The following is a 21104-nucleotide window of genomic DNA, read 5'->3' as shown; positions in this document are numbered from 1 at the left end:
CTCTGCTGCCGATGCCTTAGCGTATTCTGCACGTTGAGCGCTGTCCAACGCATTACGAGCGATCTGGTTTCTCGGTCGGCTTCCATTGAAATGGGGCGGGAGGATGAGTGAGCCAACGCGGGGTGCCGAAGTGCGCCGAGAGATTTTCCGACACGGAGTTTCTGATGGCTAGCTCAATTAAGGCAATAACGTTCAATAGGCTGGATCCAAGGCGAAGTGTCTCCTGGTGCAGCTCAATTGCAGCGCGAGTTGAGCCGGTTAGAGCCTGCAGCGCAGCAAGTCGTTCGGCCGAAAGCAGCATCGCAATGACTGCAATTTCGTCGTCATTCAAATTGCTTGACATGCCTTACCATTCCCCCTATCATTACAAATGAAAAGTCGGGGCCAAATCGGCAGTTATTCTTCGGAATGACGGATTCCCGACTTACCAAATTAAGGCACTGCTTAGGCGGTGCCTTTTTTGTTGGTACCTCTCGGTCGTATCCGAAGACAAGGCTTGGGGGTCGACCGCTGCGAGCTGCGCTTACGCCGCCTTGGCGAGGTGCTCGACCAGGCCGGCGAACAGGCCGCGGCCATCGGTGCAGCCCATGATGGCTTCGACGTGGTTCTCCGGATGCGGCATCATGCCGAGCACGTTGCCGCGCTCGGAGACGATGCCGGCGATCGAGGCCGCGGCGCCGTTGATGTTGTGCGCCTCGCCGACTTCGCCGCTCGCCGAGCAATAGCGATACAGCACCCGGCCATCGCCCTCGAGCCGCTGCAGCGTCTCTTCGTCGGCTTCGTAATTGCCCTCGCCATGCGCCACCGGGACGCGGATCACCTGGCCGGCATTGTAGCCGCGGGTGAACGGCGTATCGGAGCGCTCGACCCGCAGATGCACGTCGTGGCAGATGAATTTTAAGCGCGCGTTGCGCATCAAGACGCCCGGCAACAGCCCCGACTCGCACAGGATTTGGAAGCCGTTGCAGACCCCGAGCACCAGCCCGCCGTCACTGGCGAATTTGCGCACCGCGTCCATCACCGGCGCGCGCGCCGCGATCGCGCCGCAGCGCAAGTAATCGCCATAGGAAAAGCCGCCCGGCACCACCACGAGGTCGGTGCCCTTCGGCAGTTCGGTGTCTGCGTGCCATACCATCGCGGGCTCGGAGCCGGAGGCGAGCTGCAGCGCCCGCGCCATGTCGCGCTCGCGATTGATACCGGGGAAAACGAGGATGGCGGATTTCATAAAGCCGGTGCTTCGTTGATTTCAAGCCGCCGCTCGATGCGATCAAGCTGCTGATCGTGGCGGATGAGGGTGGTGTGGATGCCGGCCAGTTCGGTGTGGACGGCGATGATTTCCTGGCGAATGCCATTGTGGGAGAGACGCAATCCCTGCATATCAAGCTTTACCTCGCTGATCTCTCCTTTGATCTGCGCAATGTCGCGTTGCACCGCTTTCAACACTTCGTAAACCAAATCAGCGCTGATCTCGGCCATAATGGCGCTCCCGGAACGAAACTACCGCCTCACCTCGATATTGTAATTCTCGATCACGGTGTTGGCCAACAGTCTGTCGGCGGCGTCCTTCAAGGCGGCCTCAGCCTGTGCGGGATCGGCGCCGGCGAGTTCGATGTCGAACACCTTGCCCTGGCGGACGCTGGCGATGCCGGCGACGCCGAGCGATTTCAAAGCACCCTCGATCGCCTTGCCTTGCGGATCGAGGATGCCGGTCTTCAATGTAACGGTGACACGCGCTTTCACGACCAACCTCAGCCCTTGACCAGCACCGGACCGGAGCCCGCCGGCCGTTCGTTTTCCATCAGAATGCCGAGCCGCTTGGCGACTTCGGTGTAGGCCTCCAGCACGCCGCCGAGATCGCGGCGGAAGCGGTCCTTGTCGAGCTTCTCGTTCGACTTGATGTCCCACAGCCGGCAGGAGTCCGGCGAGATCTCGTCGGCGACGATGATTCGCATCATGTCGTTTTCGAACAGCCGGCCGCATTCCATCTTGAAATCGACCAGCCGGATGCCGATGCCGAGAAACAGCCCGGTGAGGAAATCGTTAACCCTGATGGCCAGCGCCATGATGTCGTCGATTTCCTGCGGCGTCGCCCAGCCGAACGCGGTGATGTGCTCTTCGGAGACCATCGGGTCGTTCAACTGGTCGTTTTTGTAATAGAATTCGATGATCGAGCGCGGCAGCTGGGTGCCTTCCTCGATGCCGAGCCGCTGCGACAAAGAGCCCGCGGCGACGTTGCGCACCACCACCTCGAGCGGCACGATCTCGACTTCGCGAATCAGCTGTTCGCGCATGTTGAGCCGGCGGATGAAGTGGGTCGGTACCCCGATATCGTTCAGATGCTGAAACAGAAACTCGGAAATCCGGTTGTTGAGGACGCCCTTGCCCTCGATCACCTGGTGTTTCTTGGCATTGAACGCGGTCGCGTCATCCTTGAAGTGTTGAATCAGGGTGCCGGGCTCCGGTCCTTCGTAAAGAACCTTCCCCTTGCCTTCATAAATGCGACGTCGACGGCTCATGGGGATGTACCGTGTGTTGTTGAAATCCATGGAGTTGGTGAGCTCCGTATGACAGATGCGACCCGCGGCGGAGCTGCCGGGAAGGCCAGGGAAACAGAACGAGAACCTTGCCTGAGGGCAACCTAGCCGATTGAGCCATGCAGCACAATCGATCAGGACAACGGGCCTTAAGTTTTACGTCCGGCGTTGCGACTTTCCGGCAGTTGTCTTAACCGCTCGCCCTGGTTATCTAGGCAGCCAACTCCTCAACCGCAAATGTACGGCCTTTTGCGCCGCCGGCTTAAAGATCGGAACCAGGATTATGACGACATTTGACAAGCGCGAAGAAGGTTTCGAACGAAAGTATGCGCTGGACGAGGAGCAGAAGTTCAAGGCGGAGGCGCGCCGCGACAAGCTCCTGGGGTTGTGGGTGGCGGAAAAGCTCGGTCTGAAGGGCGACGACGCCGCGGCCTATGCCAAGGAAGTGGTGATCGCGGACCTCGAAGAAGCCGGCGACGCCGACGTGATTCGCAAGGTGACCGCCGACCTCGAAGGCCGCGGCATCTTCCTCACCGAGCCGGAACTGCGGCTGAAGCTCGACGAATTCTTCGCCCAGGCGGTGGCGCAGGTGAAAGCCGGGACTTAAAGCGCACGCCGTCTCGGGATTTTTCCTCGACCTCTCCACGTCTTGGCCGGGCTCGTCCCGGCCATACACGAAAGCATCGACAGCCGCGCTGAATTTCGGGCGCACTCGCTGTCCGTTGTCGCCACTTTGCACCGGCTGATTACCGCGCTGGACGACCTATATCGAAATCGATATAATCGGTCCCATGAAGCCGGTCGTCTTCATCGGAGATTCCCTCGACGCGGTGCGATTATTTCCTGACGACGCGCGCCGCGCGGTGGGTTTCCAGATCGACCGCCTGCAGCGTGGTCTTGATCCGGACGACTGGAGGCCGATGAAAACCATCGGCGCAGCCGTGCGGGAAATCCGGGTGCGAGATGCATCCGGCGCCTTTCGCGTGATCTATATCGCCACGCTCGCAGACGCCGTTTACGTGCTGCATGCTTTTCAAAAGAAGACCGAGGCGACATCGAAACGCGACATCGATCTCGCCACCGCGCGTTTCAAAGAGCTGACGCGAAGAGAACGACAATGACCGAACAAATTTTCGACAGCGTCTGGGATGCCCTGGAGAATTCGCCGGCCGAGGCCGCCAATATGAAAGCCCGGTCCGGGCTGTTGATCGCTATTCGCGACGTTGTCGACAGCTGGCAACTGACCCAGGCCGAAGCGGCCAAGCGCCTCGGCGTCACCCAGCCGCGGATGAACGACTTGCTACGCGGTCGTATCGACAAGTTCAGCTTGGACGCGTTGATGATGCTTGCGACGGGCGCCGGCCTCACCGTGGAATGGCGCGTGGTCAAACCGGCGGCGTGATCAATGCGCGCTGCGGCCTGGCGCAGCGATATCCGGGGCCATAGCGCGGCCCGCCTGCCCCGCTACGCGATGGCGATGATCTCCAGTTCCTGAGCGCCCGAGCCGACCACGTCGCCGACGCTCTTGCGCAGCAACAGCCGCGCCACCGGCGAGACGAAGGAAATCGAGCCAGCCTTGGGGTCGGCCTCGTCCTCACCGACGATGCGGAAGCTCTGCACCCGGCCGTCGCCGCGCCGGAACGTCACCGTCGAACCGAACGCCACGATATCGCTCGACGAGGGCACGGGCATCAACTCCGCGGTCCGCACCCGGGCCGCCAGATAGCGCGCATCGCGCAACGGCCCGGCCTCCTGCCGGCGCCGCTCATTCACATCTGCAATCGCCTGCGCCGCCTCGACGCCAGTGCGCGCCGCGTCGAGCTGATCCTGCAGCGCCTTTAACCCCGCCGCGGTGACCCAATTGGGATGCGGTGAAATCGGCCGATCCGGCAGCATCGTCTCCGACGCCGTCTCGGCACTGTCTTCCTTGGTAAAGGCGACGGACAATGGGGGCTCCGGGGGTGAGGAAAGAGGTGTTGGTAAATATAGGGGGTGGGGTGGATGGGGCAATGTTGCCGGGCAACTATAACGGCCCGTAGCCCGTAGCCCGGATGAGCGAAGCGATATCCGGGAGTCTTATTGCGTCGTGAATCTCGATCTCGCTAGGCTACAGTTGCTGCCTTGGGACATTTGTTGCTTGAGCGACCAAACTCCGTTGTGCAGATCCGAGCTGCCTACTGCCAGACCAATTCAAAGATTATGTGAAACTCTTCGTATTCATCGAAGCGATCTCCACCGGGAAACCAAGAGGCCGTGTGGAGACTGCGAAGGCCTAGGGTCTACAGGCGCGGTCAAACTAGTGTGGGGTAAATGATGTCGGCTTGGATTGAGCGGCTAGTTATACCGCTTCTCTTGATGATTATCGGCGGTATAGGGACCGTCGCTTGGCAATACATCTCCGCACAAGAAATAAGCTACGTCACAGCCGATATGAAATTCGTCGAGACGCCGAATCCCTTTTATGGTGCAGATTCAAGACAGCTAGCAGATTTGGAGAAGGCGGTGAGCGTCGTCACTGGCTTCGCGGCCTCTGCTCTGCCTTTCCGCGCTGAAAAATTTTCGCGTGTTGCTGTCATTACGTTTCGAAATTTCAGCAATGTAAGATCGAAGGAAGTCGAGCTCATCGCCAGGGATGATTCAATCCTTTACTCGACGGCCTCCCTAGACCCCAAACGAGCGGTGATGGGAAGGCGCATCAAGCTCCAGCCCATTGACCCGATGGAAACGTCGGTGGTGTATGCAGTCGTTTCGGGTTGGCCCTATTCGGTGCCAGCTAACATTTCTGCCGTGCACGACAACAAGAAGCTCAACATATTTAGTAATGAAAGCGAGGATGTCGCGAACACATTTGCAGCAGCCGTTGCACAGTTTCCGATGATCGTTACAGCTCTGTTATTCGCAGGCGCCCTCACGATCATTATACTTTGTATATCCATCCCCCTGCAGATTGCTCAGGCGGTAAGTCCGAAGTTCCGATATTGGCTCATAACTGACGCTCTTCTAAAGCAACATTTGGAGGTCATACGTCGCGTCGAGGAAGATCACCCAGAACGAATCGCGAAACTGAGAGCTCCCACCGTTCAAGCTTAGCCCCTAACTGCACAGCAAGTAGCGGGAAACGCATCAATGAGCTAGTAAATAGCCCGCATGAGCGCAGCAATATGCGGGACGATCTGCGAACACCCGGATGTCGCTTCGCTCATCCGGGCTACATGCTCATCCGGCGAATTCCGACCGGATCGTCGATCTGCGGGAATTCCTCCTCGAGCGGCGTCATCGATTGCAGCAGGGCGACCAAGCCGCGCTTGCGCAACGGCTCAATCACCAGCCGGTCGCCGTCGCGGTGCATGAGGGCTTCATCCCCCGGCAACTCGAAATCCACCGGGATGCGGACCGCCTGGTTGCGGCCGTTGCGAAACAATTTGACGTGCCTCGGGTCGGACATAAGCACCTCCTGACCTATGCAAGGAACATAGGCCGGGGGCCGTGGGCCGACAAGGGATGGACGAGGCGAATGGCGAATAGAACTTCTTATTCGCCATTCGCTACTCGCGACTTACCCCCTCGCCACTCGCCCCCTGCGCGCCCGCCATCGCCTGCTCCAGCGCCACGAGCGGCACACCCACGTCGCCCGTCACCTCATCGGCGACGATCGCCACCACGCGGTAGCCGCGTTCCTCGAGCCAGGTTTGGCGCGAGGCGCGGTCGGTGCGGATCACGTCGGTCTCGTCGGGATTGATCAGCTCGATGGCGATGCGTTGGGCGAAGGAGACGAAATCCGGGATGTGGCGGCCGACCGGGGTCTGCCGCTTGAACTGCCCGGCGAAGCGGCGGTCGGTGCGCAGCGCCTGCCACATGATCCGTTCGGCGTCGGTGGGGTTGCGGCGTAATAGCCGCGCCAGCCCGCGCACGGTGCCGCTTTCATGCGGCAGCGCGCCCTGGCCGTGTTCGGCCAGCAGCGCGCGCAGCCTTGTGGCCTGTTCGCCGTCGAGCACGCCGCCCTTGGCCGGGCCCTTGCGGCCCTCGGCGATCGCCATCACCACGCCGTGCAGCGTGTGCATGTCCTGCTTGGTCGGCTCCATCCGGGTGAAGATGTTGCGCAGGTTGACCAGCATGGTGTCGCGCTTCTCGGCCGGGCGCAAAAACTCCACCTTGTCGAGCTCGCCGACCAGATTGTCGAAGAACGCCTGCATCTGGTGCTGCGATGCGCGCTCGCTTCGCTCCGGCATCGCGAACGGCAGCGCGTTTGCGGTGGCGAGCTTGAACCATTCGTAGCCCATCAGCAGCACGGCCTGCGCCAGATTGAGCGAGGCGAAGCCCGGATTGACCGGAAAGGTGACGATGCGGTTGGCCAGCGCCACCTCGTCGTTCTCCAGCCCATAACGTTCGCGGCCGAACATGATGCCGACCTCGCCGCCCTGCCCGACCTCAGCAAAAATCTCCCGCGCCGCTTCCTCCGGCGCGCGCACCGGCTTGGCCTGATCGTGGGCGCGCGCGGTGGTGGCGAACAACAGCGAGCAGCCGGCGACCGCCTGCTCCACGGTTTCGAACAATTCCACTGCGTCGAGGATGTAATCGGCGCCCGACGCCGCGCGCCTGGCATGGACGTTGGGCCAGCCGTCGCGCGGCTTGACGATGCGCAGCCTGGTCAGCCCGAAATTGCCCATCGCCCGGGCGCACATGCCGATGTTCTCGCCGAGCTGCGGCTCGACCAGAATCACCACCGGCCCGGTCAGATCGGCTTTGGCTTTGCTCTTGTCGGTTCCGGAGCCGGACATCTGCGTGACTTTCTGAAATGGCTGAGTGGGCCGGCGCCGCTGCCGCGGTGCGGTTGGGCGGGCGGGCAGCGGACCGCGGCCGGCCGCCGCGCTGCACGGGTTGCCAATTCGCCGGCGATTTCTCAAGCAAATAATGCGGTTGCGGCGAACTTGGCGCTTCCCCGCCGCGGCGGCGCGCCGCCGGGCGACCGGGCCTGGGGCAATCCCCGGCTGCCGCGGAATTCCGCAGCGCTGCCCGCTGCATCGCCTTCCAGCGCGGGCAGCCCGGTGCTATAGCGGCAGCGGCAATCTGCCCCATCCCGCCCCCCGACACGCGCTGTCTCAAAGAGGCCCGATCCCGCATGGCGAAAATCAAGGTGACCAACCCCGTCGTCGAACTCGACGGCGACGAGATGACCAGGATCATCTGGCAATACATCAAGGACAAGCTGATCACCCCGTTCCTTGACATTGACCTGATGTATTTCGACCTCGGGATGGAGCACCGCGACAAGACCGACGATCAGGTCACCATCGAGGCGGCGAACGCCATCAAGCAGGTCGGCGTCGGCGTCAAATGCGCCACCATCACCCCGGACGAAGCCCGGGTGAAGGAATTCGGCCTCAAGCAGATGTGGAAATCGCCGAACGGCACCATCCGCAACATTTTGGGCGGCGTGATCTTCCGCGAGCCGATCATCTGCAAGAACGTGCCCCGCCTGGTGCCGGGCTGGACCAAGCCGATCATCATCGGCCGCCATGCCTACGGCGATCAGTACCGCGCCACCGACATCAAGTTTCCCGGCAAGGGCACGCTGACGATGAAGTTCGTCGGCGAGGACGGCACCGTGATCGAGCGCGAGGTGTTCCAGGCGCCCGGCGCCGGCGTCGCGATGGCGATGTACAACCTCGACGATTCGATCCGCGATTTCGCGAGAGCCTCGCTGACCTACGGCCTGAACCGCGGCTATCCGGTGTATCTGTCGACCAAGAACACCATCATGAAGGTCTATGACGGCCGCTTCAAAGACATCTTCGAAGAAATCTACAATTCGGATTTCAAGAAGGACTTTGAGGCCAAGGGGCTGACCTACGAGCACCGCTTGATCGACGACATGGTGGCCTCGGCGCTGAAATGGTCCGGCGGCTACGTCTGGGCCTGCAAGAACTACGACGGCGACGTGCAGTCCGACACCGTGGCGCAGGGCTACGGCTCGCTTGGACTGATGACCTCGGTGCTGCTGACGCCCGACGGCCAGGTGGTGGAAGCCGAGGCCGCGCACGGCACGGTGACAAGGCACTACCGCGAGCACCAGAAGGGCAAGGCGACCTCGACCAACTCCATCGCGTCGATCTTCGCCTGGACGCAAGGCCTCGCCCACCGCGCCAAGCTCGACAACAATGACGAACTGGCGAAGTTCTCCAAGACGCTGGAGCGGGTCTGCGTCGAGACGGTGGAAGCCGGCTACATGACCAAGGATCTGGCGCTGTTGGTCGGCGCCGACCAGCGCTGGCTGTCGACCGAGGGCTTCCTCGACAAGGTCGCGGAAAACCTCACCGCCGCGATGGCGCCCGCCGCGGCGTGATCGCACGGCGGGACGTCCAGCCAGCCTTTCCACGCTGGCAACGTCTCGCCGACGCACCACCCTCTCCGCGTCATGGCCGCGCTCGTCGCGGCCATCCACGCCTACAGGCAAGGCCGTCGATGTTGCCGTGGATGGCCGGGACAAGCCCGGCCATGACGGGTTGGGCGAATTGCCTGATCGCGATCGCGGCTTGTCGAGCCCGACTGCAAACGCACGCCGGCGCGGTTTGCGTCGGCTGGCAAACGCATTATCTGAAAGCCCGGGCCATGCGCCCGGGCTTTTGCTTTAAGGACAACCCTTGATGAATGCGCGCAGCAATCCGGCCGATGGCGCCGGCGACGAATTTCTGTGGCTCGAAGAGATCGAGGGCGAGCGCGCGGTTCAATGGGTCGCGGCGCAGAATGCGCGCACCGATGCGCAATTGCGCGATGCCGCCTACGCGGCGGATTTCGACGCCGCGCTAAAAATCCTCAATGCCGACGACCGCATCCCGTTCGTCAGCAAATCCGGGGATCATTTGTACAATTTCTGGAAGGACGAAGCCCATCCGCGCGGGCTGTGGCGGCGCACCACGCTTGCATCCTATCGCAGCGCCGCGCCGGAGTGGGAGATCCTGCTCGACATCGACGCGCTGAACGAGCGAGAGGGAATCTCCTGGGCGTTTGCCGGCGCGGCCCGTTCGCCGGATAAGTCCCGCGCGCTGGTCAGCCTGTCGTTCAACGGCACCGACGCCGTCGAGCTGCGCGAGTTCGATCTTGCGACCAAGCGCTTCGTCGACGGCGGCTTCCAAATTCCGCAGGCCAAAACCCGCGCCGACTGGCTCGACGGCGACACCATCCTGTTCGGCAGCGCGCTGAACGCCGACGACAGCACCGCGGCCGGCTACGCCCGGCTGGTGCGCAAATGGCGCCGCGGCACGCCGCTCAGCGACGCCGAAGTCGTGTTCGAGGTTGAGAAGCAGGACGTCGCCGCCTGGTTCGGCGTCAACCGAAGGCCGACGCACGAAGCCGTCGCCTATTGGCGGGCGCTGGATTTCACCCGGTCGCAGATTTTCGTCGAGCCGCAGCACGGCGCGTTCGCCGGGCAGCGGCTACGGCTGGAGCTGCCAGAGCAGGTGTCGATCTCGCTGGAGGCCAGCGATCTATTCGTCAGCCCGAAGCAGGACTGGCGCGTCGGCGACAACACCATCGTCGCCGGCGCGCTGGCGGTGATCGCGCTGGATCGCTTTCTTGAAGGTAGCCGCGATTTCGCAATCGTGTTTCAGCCGACGCCGACCCGCTCGCTGCAATCCTGGCTGGAAACCCGCCACGGCGTGGTGCTGCAGATCCTCGACGACGTCCGCGGCCGGCTCGAACTCGCCAGCCGCGGCAACAAGGGTTGGGCCATGCGCGCGCTGCCCGATCTGCCAGACAATGCCTCGATCTATGCGGAAAATTTCGGCGGCGAAGACGAGCCGGCGCTCGGCAGCGAAATCGTGCTGACGGTCACCGGCTTCGACCGGCCGACCACCACGGCGCTATGGAACGGCGAAGGCGCGCCGCAGCTGTTGAAGCGCGCGCCGGCGTCGTTCGACTCCACCGGCATCGAGGTCGCGCAGCGTCACGCGATCGCCGCCGACGGCACCAAGATTCCGTACTTCCTGATCGGCAAGAATCTTTCGGCCGGCGGGCCGCCGCGGCCGACGATTCTGTATGGTTATGGCGGCTTCGAAGTGTCGCTGACGCCGGCCTACATGGGCATCGTCGGCAAGCTGTGGCTGGAGCAAGGAAACCTCTACGCAGTGGCGAATATCCGCGGCGGCGGCGAATTCGGCCCAAGCTGGCATCTCGCCTCGCGCAAGGCCACCAAGCACGTCGCGCATGACGATTTCGCCGCGGTGGCGCGCGACCTCGCTGCCTCAGGCGTCACCACCGCGCAAAAGCTCGCGTGTCACGGCGGCAGCAACGGCGGCTTGTTGGTCGGCACCATGCTGACGCGCTATCCGGAATTGTTCGGCGCGGTGTGGTGCAGCGTGCCGCTGCTCGACATGGCGCGCTACACCAAGCTGCTCGCGGGACAGAGCTGGATCGCCGAATATGGCGATCCGGAAAATCCCGAGGAGTGGGCGTTCATCCAAAAGTACTCGCCGTATCATCTGGCCAGCGCCGCGAAGACCTATCCGCCGATCTTCATCACCACCAACCGCACCGACGATCGCGTGCATCCCGGCCACGCCCGCAAGATGGCGGCGCGGCTTTCGGCACTGGGTCAGCCGGTGTGGTTCAACGAGACCGTCGCCGGCGGCCATTCCGGCGCGGTCGACAACACCAAGCAGGCGCAAAGCCAGGCGCTCGGCTTTGCGTTTCTGCGCAGCACGATCTGCAAGGGGTGAGCGCGTAGCGTTTTTCGTTGGCCGACGCGCGCAACTAAGAAGGAAGAACTAAGAAGGAAGCCGTCATTCCGGATTGCGAGTTCGAAGAACGAGCAAGTCCGGAATCCATATGTGGACGGCCCCCGAGCCACAAGAGTTTTTGATGTCGGATCGGATCGCTTGCATCCATATGTCCGGCCTGTTGATGCGGTCGCTTTGGACCGCTGGCCAAGATGGTTTCCGCGACGCGAGCTCCACACATAGTCACGACCTTTACGTGCCAATGGATTCCACGGACTGTCTCGCCTCTCGGATCGATCGATCGCGCCATCTGTCTCCTCTTGCAGCTCCGGCCCGGCCGGCGGGCGAATGCCTGCCGGCCGATCTCTCAGGCGGCGTGCGGCGATGCGTTCAGCATCCGCGCGCCGTCGTAATTTTCTCCGGTCAGCATCAGCTTCCAGGCGATCCGGGCGATCTTGTTGGCGAGCGCTACCGCCGCGAGCTTGGGCGGCTTGCGCGCCAGCAGCGCCAGCAACCACGGCGACGCCCGGCCGCGGCCACGGCGCACCTGCTGGATCACCGCGGTCGCTCCCGCCACCAACAGGCTGCGTAGCAGTTCATCGCCGGCGCGGGTGATGGTGCCGAGCCGAAGCTTGCCGGCGGTGGAATGATCCTTCGGCGTCAAGCCGAGCCAGGCCGCAAAGGCCCTGGCCGAGGCGAAGGTCTGCGGCACCGGCGTTTTCATCACCAGCGCACTGGCGCCGATCGGTCCTACTCCGGGAATCTGCGCCAGCCGCCGGCTGCAGGCGTCGGCGCGATGCCAGGCCAACAGCTTGGCGTCGATCACCTTCAGCTCATTCTGCAGTCGCGCGTAGTCCTGGCCCTGCAGCGCGAACAGCTCGCGCGCCAGCGTCGGCACGGTGTCGTCCTGCGCGATCCGCAACAGCAGCGGCTCGATCTTGTCGAGACCTCTCGGCGAGATCAGGCCGAATTCCGCGGCATAACCGCGAATCGCATTGCTCAGCTGGGTACGCCTTGCGATCAGCTGCTGCCGCAGTCCCATCAGCATCAGCGCCGCCTGCTGCTCCGCGGTCTTCACCGGCACGAACTCCATCGTCGGCCGGCTCATCGCCTCGCACAACGCCTCGGCGTCGCGCCCGTCGTTCTTGTTGCGCTTGACGTAAGGCTTGACGTGCTGCGGCGCCAACAGCTTCACCACGTGGCCGAGTTTGCCCAGCTCCCGCGCCAGGTAGTGCGCCGCACCGCAGGCCTCGATCCCGATCGGCGTCGGCGGCAGCTTGGCGAAGAACGCCAGCATCTCCTTGCGCCGCAGCTTCTTGCGCAGCACCGGCTTCTCGGCGGCATCGACCCCGTGCAGCTGGAAAAAATGCTTCGACGTATCCATCCCAATGCGGATAATCTGCTCCATGGACGGCTCCCATGTTTGAGTTTGCGACAACCTCATTCTGGCACAAAGCGATGCCGTAGGGGGCCGTCCACACCATCATAACCCCTGCAGGGGTTATGGATTCCGGGCTCACTCGCAGCTGACGCTGCTCGCGCCCCGGAATGACAGCCTCGTTATAATGCAGCGCGTGTCCCGGACGCCGAGCAGCGCACTTGCGCTGCGCGGCGAGCCGGGAGCGTCTCAAAGCCAGCATCCGCAACGGCCCCAGCTCTGCAGCGCACCACGCCGCAAGCACGGCGTAGTGCGCTGCGTCCGGGGCACGGCTAAAGCTAATCGCGCCGAAGAATGACGATTCTCCATGGCGGTCACAGGAACCAGGCTCACCCCGTCGCCGCAGCGCCGATCCGCGCCACCATGGCGCGGGCGATTTCGTCCTCGCCCATGATCACCACGTCGGCGCCGTTGTGCTTGAGATGCGCGACCTCTTCCTCGGAATGGGCGCGGGCGACGATCGTCAGCGTGGCGTTCAGCGCCCGCGCCTGGGCGACGATCTGGCCGCCTTCGTAGCCGTCCGGGATTGCGATCAGCAGCCCGCGGGCGTGGGCGACGTCGGCGGCTTGCAGCAGGTCCGACGCCGCCGCATTGCCGCTGAACGCGGTGAGCCCCTGCTGCTGCAGCCGGGCCACCTCGTCCGGATCGTCTTCGATGACCACGACGCCGAGCCCCTCGGCCCGCAACGCCGCGCTGACCACGCCGCCGACCCGGCCGTGGCCGACCAGCACCACATGGCCGCCCGGCGGCCCGGGCTGCGCGTCAGACGGCGGCTCGGTCGTGGCCGGTGACTTGCCGTCGGTGACGGCGACGAAGCGATCGAGCAGCGCGAAGAACAAGGGATTCAGCATGATCGAGATGATCGCCCCCGCCAGCACCAGATCGCGGCCGCGATCCGGCAGCAGCCCGAGTGCGACGCCGAGGCTGACCAGGATGAAGGAGAATTCGCCGATCTGCGCCAGCGACGCCGAGATCGTCAGCGCGGTCCGCGTCGGATGCCCGAAGGCGCGGACGATCGCGAACGCCGCCAGCGATTTGCCGAAGATGATGATCAGCACGGTGGCGAACAGCGGCAGCGGATCGCGGATGATGATGGAGGGATCGACCAGCATGCCGACCGAGACGAAGAACAGCACCGCGAAAGCATCGCGCAGCGGCAGCGTCTCGTTGGCGGCGCGCTGGCTGAGCTCGGACTCCGACAGGATCATGCCGGCGAAGAACGCGCCGAGCGCGAACGACACGTCGAACAACATCGCCGCGCCGAACGCGACGCCGAGCGAGATCGCGAACACCGCGAGGCGAAACAGCTCGCGCGAGCCGGTATGCGCGACGTAATGCAACAGCCACGGGATCACCCGGCGGCCGACGATCAGCATGAACGCCACGAAGGCCGCGACCTTGCCGAGCGTGATCGCCACCGGCAGCGCCACCGCGGTCCAGCTCGCGCCGTCGCCGGTGTCGCCCTTCAGAAGCCCGGCCAGCGCCGGCAGCAGCACCAGCGTCAGCACCATCGCCAGATCTTCCACGATCAGCCAGCCGATCGCGATCCGGCCGCGCTCGCTGTCCACCAGCCTGCGGTCCTGCAAGGCGCGCAGCAGCACCACGGTGCTGGCCACCGACAGCGCCAGTCCGAACACCAGACCGCCGCCGATCGGCCAACCCAACAGCCAACCGAGGCCTGTGCCGAGCAGCGTCGCCACCGCGATCTGCACCACCGCGCCGGGAATCGCGATCGCCTTCACCGCCAAAAGATCCTTCAGCGAGAAATGCAGGCCGACACCGAACATCAACAAGATAATGCCGATCTCGGCGAGTTCGCTGGCGATATTCTGGTTGGCGACATATCCCGGCGTGAACGGCCCCATCAGCACGCCGGCAACGAGATAGCCGACCAGCGGCGAAATCCGGATGCGATGCGCCGCAAGACCGAGAATGAACGCCAGCACGAGGCCGACCACGACGGTGGATATCAGGGGGGTGTTGTGCTCCATCGCGCCGTTGTGCTTGATGTCGCGGCGACGGGCCAGCCTGTCGGCGGCTACCGATAGCCGCATGGCCGCCGTGCAATGTCATGGAACCATCGCGGCCCGCCGATCCGCAACGCGATTTATCGCCGCAGCGGTCGCGGTTTTGATCCAGTCGCTCGCGGGAATCGCGATATCGTGATTGATAGGTTGCATGGCGGCCGCAACCGATCTCGGGGTTTATCGCGAAGCATTGGTGTTTCTGGGCACGGCGGGGGTTGTGATCCCGCTGATGGCACGGTTGCGCATCAGCCCGGTGCTCGGCTTCCTGGTCGCGGGGCTGGTGCTCGGGCCGCATAGCCTCGGCGGGCTCGACGAGACCTGGTCATGGCTCGGCCTGATCGCCATCACCTCGCAGAGCGCGGTCGACCGCTTGGCCGAACTCGGGGTGGCGTTTCTGTTGTTCAGCATCGGATTGCAGCTGTCGTTCGACCGGCTGTGGACGATGCGCCGGCTGGTGTTCGGCTTCGGCATGCTGCAGGTGGTGCTGACCACCGCGGCGATTGGCGCGGTGACTTTGGCGTTCGGCAACACGCTCGATGCCAGCCTGGTGATCGGCGCCTGCCTGGCGCTGTCCTCCACCGCGATCGTGCTGCAATTGCTGGCCGAGCAGCGCCGGCTGTCGTCGGTCGCCGGGCGCTCGATCTTCGCCGTGCTGCTGGCGCAGGATCTGGCGGTGGTGCCGATCCTGTTCCTGATCGTGGTGTTCGGCGGCGCCGTCGCCGAAGGCGGCGGGGGAAGCGTCACCGCCTCATCGGTCTCCGCCGGGCTCGCCCTGGCGCTGCTGCAGGCCGTCGGCGCGATCGTGCTGATCGTCGGCGTCGGCCGCTTGCTGTTGCGGCCGCTGTTCCGGCTGGTGGCGCGCACCCACAGCCGCGAATTGTTCATGGCGACGATCCTGTTCATCGTGGTCGGCACCTCGCTGCTGACGCATTTCGCCGGGCTGTCGATGGCGCTCGGCGCCTTCCTCGCCGGCCTCTTGCTGTCGGAAACCGAATTCCGCCGTCAGGTCGAGGTCGACATCGAGCCGTTCAAGGGCATGCTGCTCGGGCTGTTCTTCATCTCGGTCGGGATGCGGATCGACCTTTCCGAAGTGTCGCGCACGCCGCTGCTGCTGGCTACCTCGGTGGTTGGCATGGCGGTGCTGAAGGCCTTGGTGATCGCGCTGCTGGCGCGCGCCTTCAAACTGTCCTGGTCGGTCGCGCTCGAGGCCGGGCTGCTGCTCGCCGGCGGCGGCGAATTCGCCTTCCTGGTGCTCGGCATGGCGGGCTCCAGCGGGCTCTTGAGGCCCGACGTCGAACAATTCATGCTGCTGGTGGCGTCCGGCACCATGATGCTGACGCCGTTTCTGGCCCGGCTCGGCCGCCACGTCGGGGTGCAGGCGCGCCGCGCGGCGGCCATCACCGACGGCTTCGACGATCCCGGTCCGATCGAGCCCGGCCGCACCATCGTGATCGGCCATGGCCGGGTCGGCCGCATCATCTGCGACATCCTAGCCAAGCAAGGCAAGCCGTTCATCGCCATCGAGCGCGACCCCGACGTGGTGGCCAGAGGCCGCGAGATCGGCCGCAACCTGGTCTATGGCGACGCCACCTCGCGCGCGTTCCTGCGCCAATGCGGTCTCGCCGAGGCGCCCGCGGTGGTGGTGACGATGCACGATCCGGCGGCCGCGGAAAACGCCGTGGCGGCGATCCGCGCCGACCGCGCCGACATTCCGGTGATCGTGCGGGCCCGCGACGCCGCCCACGCGGTGCGGCTGTTCCAGCTCGGCGCCAGCGAGGTGGTGCGCGAGGTGCTGGAGGCCAGCTTCGAAATCGCCTCGACGGTGCTGCAGACGTTGGGCCTGCCGATGGGCAAGGTGATCGCGATCATCCACGACGAGCGCGACCTGCGCAAAAAGCCGCTGCGCGAAGGCCGCGTGACGGATTGAGACGGCCGCGACACGGATTAGTCCGCTGCGGCGCTGAAGCATCGTGTCCCGGACGTCGAGCAGCGCGTAGCGCTGCGAGGCGAGCCGGGACCGTTGCAAGCGCTGCGGTCCGTAACGGCCCCGGATCTGCAGCGCACCACGCCGCAAGTGCGGCGCGCTGCGCAGCGTCCGGGGCACAGGACGCCGTCCACGCCTCGCGTTGAGGTTATCCGCCGATCGCTTCGGCAATGGCGTCGAGCGCGGCCTGCGCCTTGGAGCCGTCCGGGCCGCCGGCCTGCGCCATATCGGGCTTGCCGCCGCCGCCCTTGCCGCCCAGCACTTCCGAGGCCTTGCGTACCAGATCGACCGCAGAGAACCGGGCGACCAGATCCGGCGTGACGCCGACCACGATCGAGCCCTTGCCGTCGGCGCTGGTGGCGACCAGCGCGATCACGCCGGAGCCGAGCTGCTTCTTGCCCTGATCGACCAGGCTCTTCAGGTCCTTGATCTCGATGCCCTCGACCGCGCGCGCCAACAGCTTGACGCCGCCGACCTCGCGGACGCCGGCCTCGCCATTGGCGGCCGCAGCACCACCGCCGCCCATCGCCAGCTTCTTCCGGGCCTCGGCCAATTCGCGCTCGAGCTTCTTGCGCTCGTCCATCAGGGCCGCGACCCGCGCCGGCATGTCGTCGACCGAGGTGCGCAGTTCGGCGGCGGTGGCTTTCGCGGTGTCGATCGCCGCGTTGGCGCTCTGCCGCGCGAAGCGGCCGGTCAACGCCTCGATCCGGCGCACCCCGGAGGCCACCGCGCTTTCGCCGGTGATCGAGATCAGCCCGATATCGCCGGTGCGCCGCACATGGGTGCCGCCGCACAATTCCACCGACCAGCCGAGCGCGTTGCTGCCGTGCTGGCGCGCCGACTTGCCCATGGTCACGACACGGACTTCGTCGCCGTATTTCTCGCCGAACAGCGCACGCGCGCCGGCCTCGCGGGCGTCGTCAACCGCCATCAGCCGTGTGGTGACTTCGTCGTTCTCCAGCACCACCTCGTTGGCGATGTCCTCGACCCGGCGCAATTCGTCGGCGCTGATCGGCTTCTGATGCACGAAATCGAACCGCAGTCGATCCTCGGCCACCAGCGAGCCCTTCTGCGCGATGTGATCGCCGAGCACCTGGCGCAGCGCCTCGTGCAACAAATGGGTGGCGGAGTGATTGGCGCGGATCGAGGAGCGGCGGGTGTGATCGACCTCGAGCAACAGCGCGGTGTCAGGCGTCAGCGTGCCCTGCTCCACGGTGCCGAGATGCACGAACAGATCGTGCGCCTTCTTCTGGGTCTCGGTGACGCGGAACCGCACGCCCTCGCCGGTCATCACCCCGGTGTCGCCGACCTGGCCGCCGGATTCGGCGTAGAACGGGGTTTGGTTGAGCACGATCGCGCCGGCCTCGCCGACCTTGAGCTGATCGACCTTTTGGCCGTCCTTCACCAAGGCCGCGACCACGCCTTCGGCGGTCTCGGTCTCGTAGCCGAGGAATTCAGTGGCGCCGAGCTGTTCGCGCAGGCCGAACCACACGGTTTCGGTAGCGGTGTCGCCCGACCCCGCCCACGACGCCCGCGCCTTGGCGCGCTGGCGGTCCATCGCATCGGTGAACGAGGCGATGTCGACGCTGATGCCGCGGTTGCGCAGCGCGTCCTGGGTGAGATCCAGCGGAAAGCCATAGGTGTCGTACAGCGTGAACGCGGTCTCGCCGTCGAACATGTCGCCTTTCTTCAGCGTGCTGCTCTTCTCGTCGAGAATGATCAGGCCGCGATCCAGCGTCTTGCGAAACCGGGTTTCTTCCAGCCGCAGCGTCTCCTCGATCATCGGCTCGGCGCGCACCAGCTCCGGATAGGCCTGCCCCATCTCGCGCACCAAGGCCCACACCAGGCGCCACATCAGCGGCTCGGTGGCACCGAGCAATTGGCCGTGGCGCATCGCGCGCCGCATGATCCGGCGCAGCACGTAGCCGCGGCCTTCGTTCGACGGCAGCACGCCGTCGGCGATCAGGAACGACGAGGCGCGCAAGTGATCGGCGATCACCCGCAGCGAGGCCTTGTGCTCGCCCTTCGGATCGGCGCCGGTCAGTTCGGCGATGGCGCGGATCAGCGCCTGGAACAGATCGATGTCGTAATTGTCGTGCTTGCCCTGCAGCACCGCGGCGATGCGCTCCAAGCCCATCCCGGTGTCGATCGACGGCTTCGGCAGCGGGTTGCGTTGCCCCGGCGCGATCTGGTCGAACTGCATGAACACCAGATTCCAGATCTCGATGAAGCGGTCGCCGTCTTCTTCGGGCGAGCCGGGCGGGCCGCCAGGAATGTGATCGCCGTGGTCAAAGAAGATTTCCGAACACGGCCCGCAGGGGCCGGTGTCGCCCATCTGCCAGAAATTGTCCGAGGTCGGGATCCGGATGATCTTGGAGTCCGGCAAGCCGGCGATCTTCTTCCACAGCGCGAACGCCTCGTCGTCCTCGGAGAACACCGTGACCAGCAGCCGCTCCTTGGGCAGGCCGAATTCCTTGGTGATCAGGTTCCAGGCGAGTTCGATGGCGTGGTCTTTGAAGTAATCGCCGAACGAAAAATTACCCAACATCTCGAAGAAGGTGTGATGCCGCGCGGTGTAGCCGACATTGTCGAGGTCGTTGTGCTTGCCGCCGGCGCGGACGCATTTCTGCGAGGTGGTGGCGCGGTGGTTGGCGCGCTTCTCCACCCCGGTGAAGACGTTCTTGAACTGCACCATGCCGGCATTGGTGAACATCAAGGTCGGATCGTTGCGCGGCACCAACGGGGACGACGGCACGATCTCGTGCCCATCCTTGCCGAAATAATTCAGAAATGCCGATCTGATTTCGTTTACGCCGCTCATGTCCGTCCAATCGCATCCGGGATCCGGCCGCGCCGCCGCAGCCCGATCCTTCCCCGGGGCCCTGCTTTTAGACGCGAGGCTGCGCGCTGTCCAGAAACTGGACCACAGATCAGAGGCTTGCCGCAGAACGCAGAGACCCGTTGATAGGTGCCGCTGGTGCGTTGACAGCCTTGCGCAAGCTGTATTTGCTCCCTAGCTGTTAAGAGTAAGTCGCGTCGGGAGAGATCGGCCGCAAGGCCGGCGCCGAAGGAGCAACCGCCCCGGAAACTCTCAGGCAAACGGACCACGCGGTTGATGACATCTGGAAAGAGATTGCGCCGAATCATCGCGATTCCGGCGAAATCCGCCGACGGGATAATGCTCTCAGGCACAGCGACAGATGGGGCTCGGCGGGTTGACGAGAAATTGGTCTCGGGAACCGCGAGGGCCCCATGATGCTGGCACAGAACGATCAAACGGCCCCCCTGCAGCGGACCCCGCTGCACGCGCTGCACCTGTCGCTTGGCGGCAAGATGGTACCGTTTGCGGGCTACGAGATGCCGGTGCAATACCCCACCGGCGTGCTCAAGGAGCATCTCCATACCCGCGCCAAGGCCGGGCTGTTCGACGTCTCGCACATGGGACAGCTCGAACTGCGGGCCAAATCCGGCCATGTCGCCGATGCCGCGCGGGCGCTGGAACGGCTGGTGCCGCAGGATATTCTGGCGATCGCACCGGGGCGGCAGCGCTACGCCCAGTTCACCAATGAGCAAGGCGGCATTCTCGACGACCTGATGGTGGCGAATTCCGGCCGCCATCTGTTTCTGGTGGTGAACGCCGCCTGCAAGGCCGCCGACGAGGCGCATCTGCGCGATGGGCTGTCCGACGTCTGCGACATCGTCTCCCGGCCCGACCGGGCGCTGCTGGCGCTGCAAGGCCCTCACGCCGAAGCCGCGCTCAGCAGGCTCTGTAGCCAGGTCGACACGTTGCGCTTCATGGACACCGCCCCGCTCACCGTGATGGGGTTGGACTGCTTGGTGTCGCGCTCCGGCTACACCGGCGAGGACGGCTATGAGATCTCGGTGCCGGCCGACGGCGCCGTGGCGCTGGCCGAAGCGCTGCTCGACGATCCCGAGGTGCTGCCGATCGGACTTGGCGCCCGCGACAGCCTGCGGCTCGAGGCCGGGCTCTGCCTTTACGGTCACGACATCGACGCCAGCACCACGCCGGTCGAAGCGGCGCTGGAGTGGTCAATCCAAAAAAGCCGCCGCAACGGCGGCCCGCGGCCGGGCGGTTTTGCCGGCGCCGCGGTGATTTTGGACCAATTGGAAACCGGCGCGCCGCGCCGCCGCGTCGGACTGCGGCCGGACGGCCGCGCCCCGGTGCGCGAGGGCGCGCCGCTGTTCGGCGACGACAGCGCCACCGATTCGATCGGCACGATCAGCTCGGGCGGGTTCGGGCCGAGCCTCGGCGGCCCGTTGGCGATGGGTTATCTGCCGACGCCACAGGCTCGTCACGATGCCGTGATCTTTGCCGAACTGCGTGGCCAGCGGCTGCCGCTGCGGGTCTGCGCCACCCCTTTCATTCCGACCAGCTACAAGCGTTAA

Annotated in this window: 19 protein-coding genes and 1 riboswitch; of the genes, 8 read left to right on the top strand and 11 right to left on the bottom strand. The window is 64.6% G+C overall.

The genetic code is table 11. The annotated features are described in order from the left end of the window. Positions 1-52: 52 nt before the first annotated feature. From RPC_RS26060 to purC, 5 genes are all read right to left on the bottom strand, one after another. On the bottom strand, positions 53-343 hold the full coding sequence (locus RPC_RS26060) for a hypothetical protein (protein ID WP_011472054.1): 291 nt from the start codon (positions 341-343) through the stop codon (positions 53-55). Between the two features lie 180 nt (positions 344-523). Further along, positions 524-1225 (bottom strand): phosphoribosylformylglycinamidine synthase subunit PurQ, encoded by a 702-nt coding sequence (gene purQ, locus RPC_RS07975; RefSeq protein ID WP_011472053.1) that lies wholly within the window; start codon positions 1223-1225, stop codon positions 524-526. Then, on the bottom strand, positions 1222-1476 hold the full coding sequence (locus tag RPC_RS07970; protein WP_011472052.1) for a hypothetical protein: 255 nt from the start codon (positions 1474-1476) through the stop codon (positions 1222-1224). The genes purQ and RPC_RS07970 overlap by 4 nt, the downstream gene beginning before the upstream one ends. Positions 1477-1497: 21 nt before the next feature. Further along, a complete protein-coding gene (gene purS, locus RPC_RS07965) occupies positions 1498-1740 on the bottom strand; it encodes a phosphoribosylformylglycinamidine synthase subunit PurS (protein WP_041801549.1) in 243 nt (80 codons plus the stop codon). Between the two features lie 8 nt (positions 1741-1748). Further along, entirely contained in the window at positions 1749-2516 is a 768-nt protein-coding gene (purC, locus tag RPC_RS07960) for a phosphoribosylaminoimidazolesuccinocarboxamide synthase (RefSeq protein WP_011472050.1), read from the bottom strand. A 301-nt stretch (positions 2517-2817) separates the two neighbouring features. Between purC and RPC_RS07955 the strand changes: the two genes are divergently transcribed. From RPC_RS07955 to RPC_RS07945, 3 genes are all read left to right on the top strand, one after another. Next, positions 2818-3141 carry a DUF1476 domain-containing protein gene (locus tag RPC_RS07955; RefSeq protein WP_011472049.1) on the top strand — a complete coding sequence of 108 codons (324 nt, stop codon included), beginning with the start codon at positions 2818-2820 and terminating at the stop codon, positions 3139-3141. Between the two features lie 184 nt (positions 3142-3325). After that, positions 3326-3655 (top strand): type II toxin-antitoxin system RelE/ParE family toxin, encoded by a 330-nt coding sequence (locus RPC_RS07950; RefSeq protein ID WP_011472048.1) that lies wholly within the window; start codon positions 3326-3328, stop codon positions 3653-3655. Next, positions 3652-3936 carry a helix-turn-helix domain-containing protein gene (locus tag RPC_RS07945; protein WP_011472047.1) on the top strand — a complete coding sequence of 95 codons (285 nt, stop codon included), beginning with the start codon at positions 3652-3654 and terminating at the stop codon, positions 3934-3936. The genes RPC_RS07950 and RPC_RS07945 overlap by 4 nt, the downstream gene beginning before the upstream one ends. 62 nt (positions 3937-3998) lie before the next feature. On the opposite strand, the gene greA is transcribed toward RPC_RS07945, so the two are convergent. Further along, complete coding sequence (gene greA, locus RPC_RS07940; RefSeq protein WP_011472046.1) at positions 3999-4481, bottom strand: transcription elongation factor GreA; 483 nt, start codon at positions 4479-4481, stop codon at positions 3999-4001. 366 nt (positions 4482-4847) lie between these two features. On the opposite strand from greA, the gene RPC_RS07935 reads away from it, so the two are divergent. Then, entirely contained in the window at positions 4848-5624 is a 777-nt protein-coding gene (locus tag RPC_RS07935; RefSeq protein ID WP_041801541.1) for a hypothetical protein, read from the top strand. A gap of 118 nt (positions 5625-5742) precedes the next feature. On the opposite strand, the gene RPC_RS07930 is transcribed toward RPC_RS07935, so the two are convergent. Further along, positions 5743-5979, bottom strand: a complete 237-nt coding sequence (locus tag RPC_RS07930) for an antitoxin (protein ID WP_011472044.1) — start codon at positions 5977-5979, stop codon at positions 5743-5745. Positions 5980-6079: 100 nt separating this feature from the next. Continuing rightward, positions 6080-7312, bottom strand: coding sequence for a TrmJ/YjtD family RNA methyltransferase (locus RPC_RS07925; RefSeq protein ID WP_011472043.1), 1233 nt, complete (start codon positions 7310-7312; stop codon positions 6080-6082). A gap of 341 nt (positions 7313-7653) precedes the next feature. Between RPC_RS07925 and RPC_RS07920 the strand changes: the two genes are divergently transcribed. Both RPC_RS07920 and RPC_RS07915 read left to right on the top strand, forming a co-directional pair. Then, positions 7654-8877 (top strand): NADP-dependent isocitrate dehydrogenase, encoded by a 1224-nt coding sequence (locus RPC_RS07920; protein ID WP_011472042.1) that lies wholly within the window; start codon positions 7654-7656, stop codon positions 8875-8877. A gap of 301 nt (positions 8878-9178) precedes the next feature. Next, positions 9179-11248, top strand: coding sequence for a prolyl oligopeptidase family serine peptidase (locus tag RPC_RS07915; protein ID WP_011472041.1), 2070 nt, complete (start codon positions 9179-9181; stop codon positions 11246-11248). A 367-nt stretch (positions 11249-11615) separates the two neighbouring features. Here the strand turns inward: RPC_RS07915 and RPC_RS07910 are convergent, their stop codons facing one another. Both RPC_RS07910 and ybaL read right to left on the bottom strand, forming a co-directional pair. Further along, positions 11616-12656, bottom strand: a complete 1041-nt coding sequence (locus tag RPC_RS07910; protein WP_011471442.1) for an IS110 family transposase — start codon at positions 12654-12656, stop codon at positions 11616-11618. A gap of 359 nt (positions 12657-13015) precedes the next feature. Then, on the bottom strand, positions 13016-14677 hold the full coding sequence (ybaL, locus tag RPC_RS07905; RefSeq protein WP_041802579.1) for a YbaL family putative K(+) efflux transporter: 1662 nt from the start codon (positions 14675-14677) through the stop codon (positions 13016-13018). A 187-nt stretch (positions 14678-14864) separates the two neighbouring features. Here ybaL and RPC_RS07900 point away from each other — a divergent pair, with 187 nt between their 5' ends. Next, positions 14865-16640: a cation:proton antiporter gene (locus RPC_RS07900; protein ID WP_011472039.1), complete on the top strand. Its 1776-nt coding sequence runs from the start codon at positions 14865-14867 to the stop codon at positions 16638-16640. Between the two features lie 205 nt (positions 16641-16845). On the opposite strand, the gene alaS is transcribed toward RPC_RS07900, so the two are convergent. Then, positions 16846-19518: an alanine--tRNA ligase gene (alaS, locus tag RPC_RS07895; protein ID WP_011472038.1), complete on the bottom strand. Its 2673-nt coding sequence runs from the start codon at positions 19516-19518 to the stop codon at positions 16846-16848. A gap of 205 nt (positions 19519-19723) precedes the next feature. After that, a riboswitch (glycine riboswitch) is annotated at positions 19724-19814 on the top strand. Positions 19815-19952: 138 nt separating this feature from the next. Here alaS and gcvT point away from each other — a divergent pair. Next, positions 19953-21104, top strand: a complete 1152-nt coding sequence (gcvT, locus tag RPC_RS07890; protein ID WP_041802577.1) for a glycine cleavage system aminomethyltransferase GcvT — start codon at positions 19953-19955, stop codon at positions 21102-21104.

It is taken from the genome of Rhodopseudomonas palustris BisB18 (assembly GCF_000013745.1).
Classification (GTDB): Bacteria; Pseudomonadota; Alphaproteobacteria; order Rhizobiales; family Xanthobacteraceae; genus Rhodopseudomonas_A; species Rhodopseudomonas_A palustris_F.
This window is presented reverse-complemented; position numbering and strand designations above follow the sequence as displayed.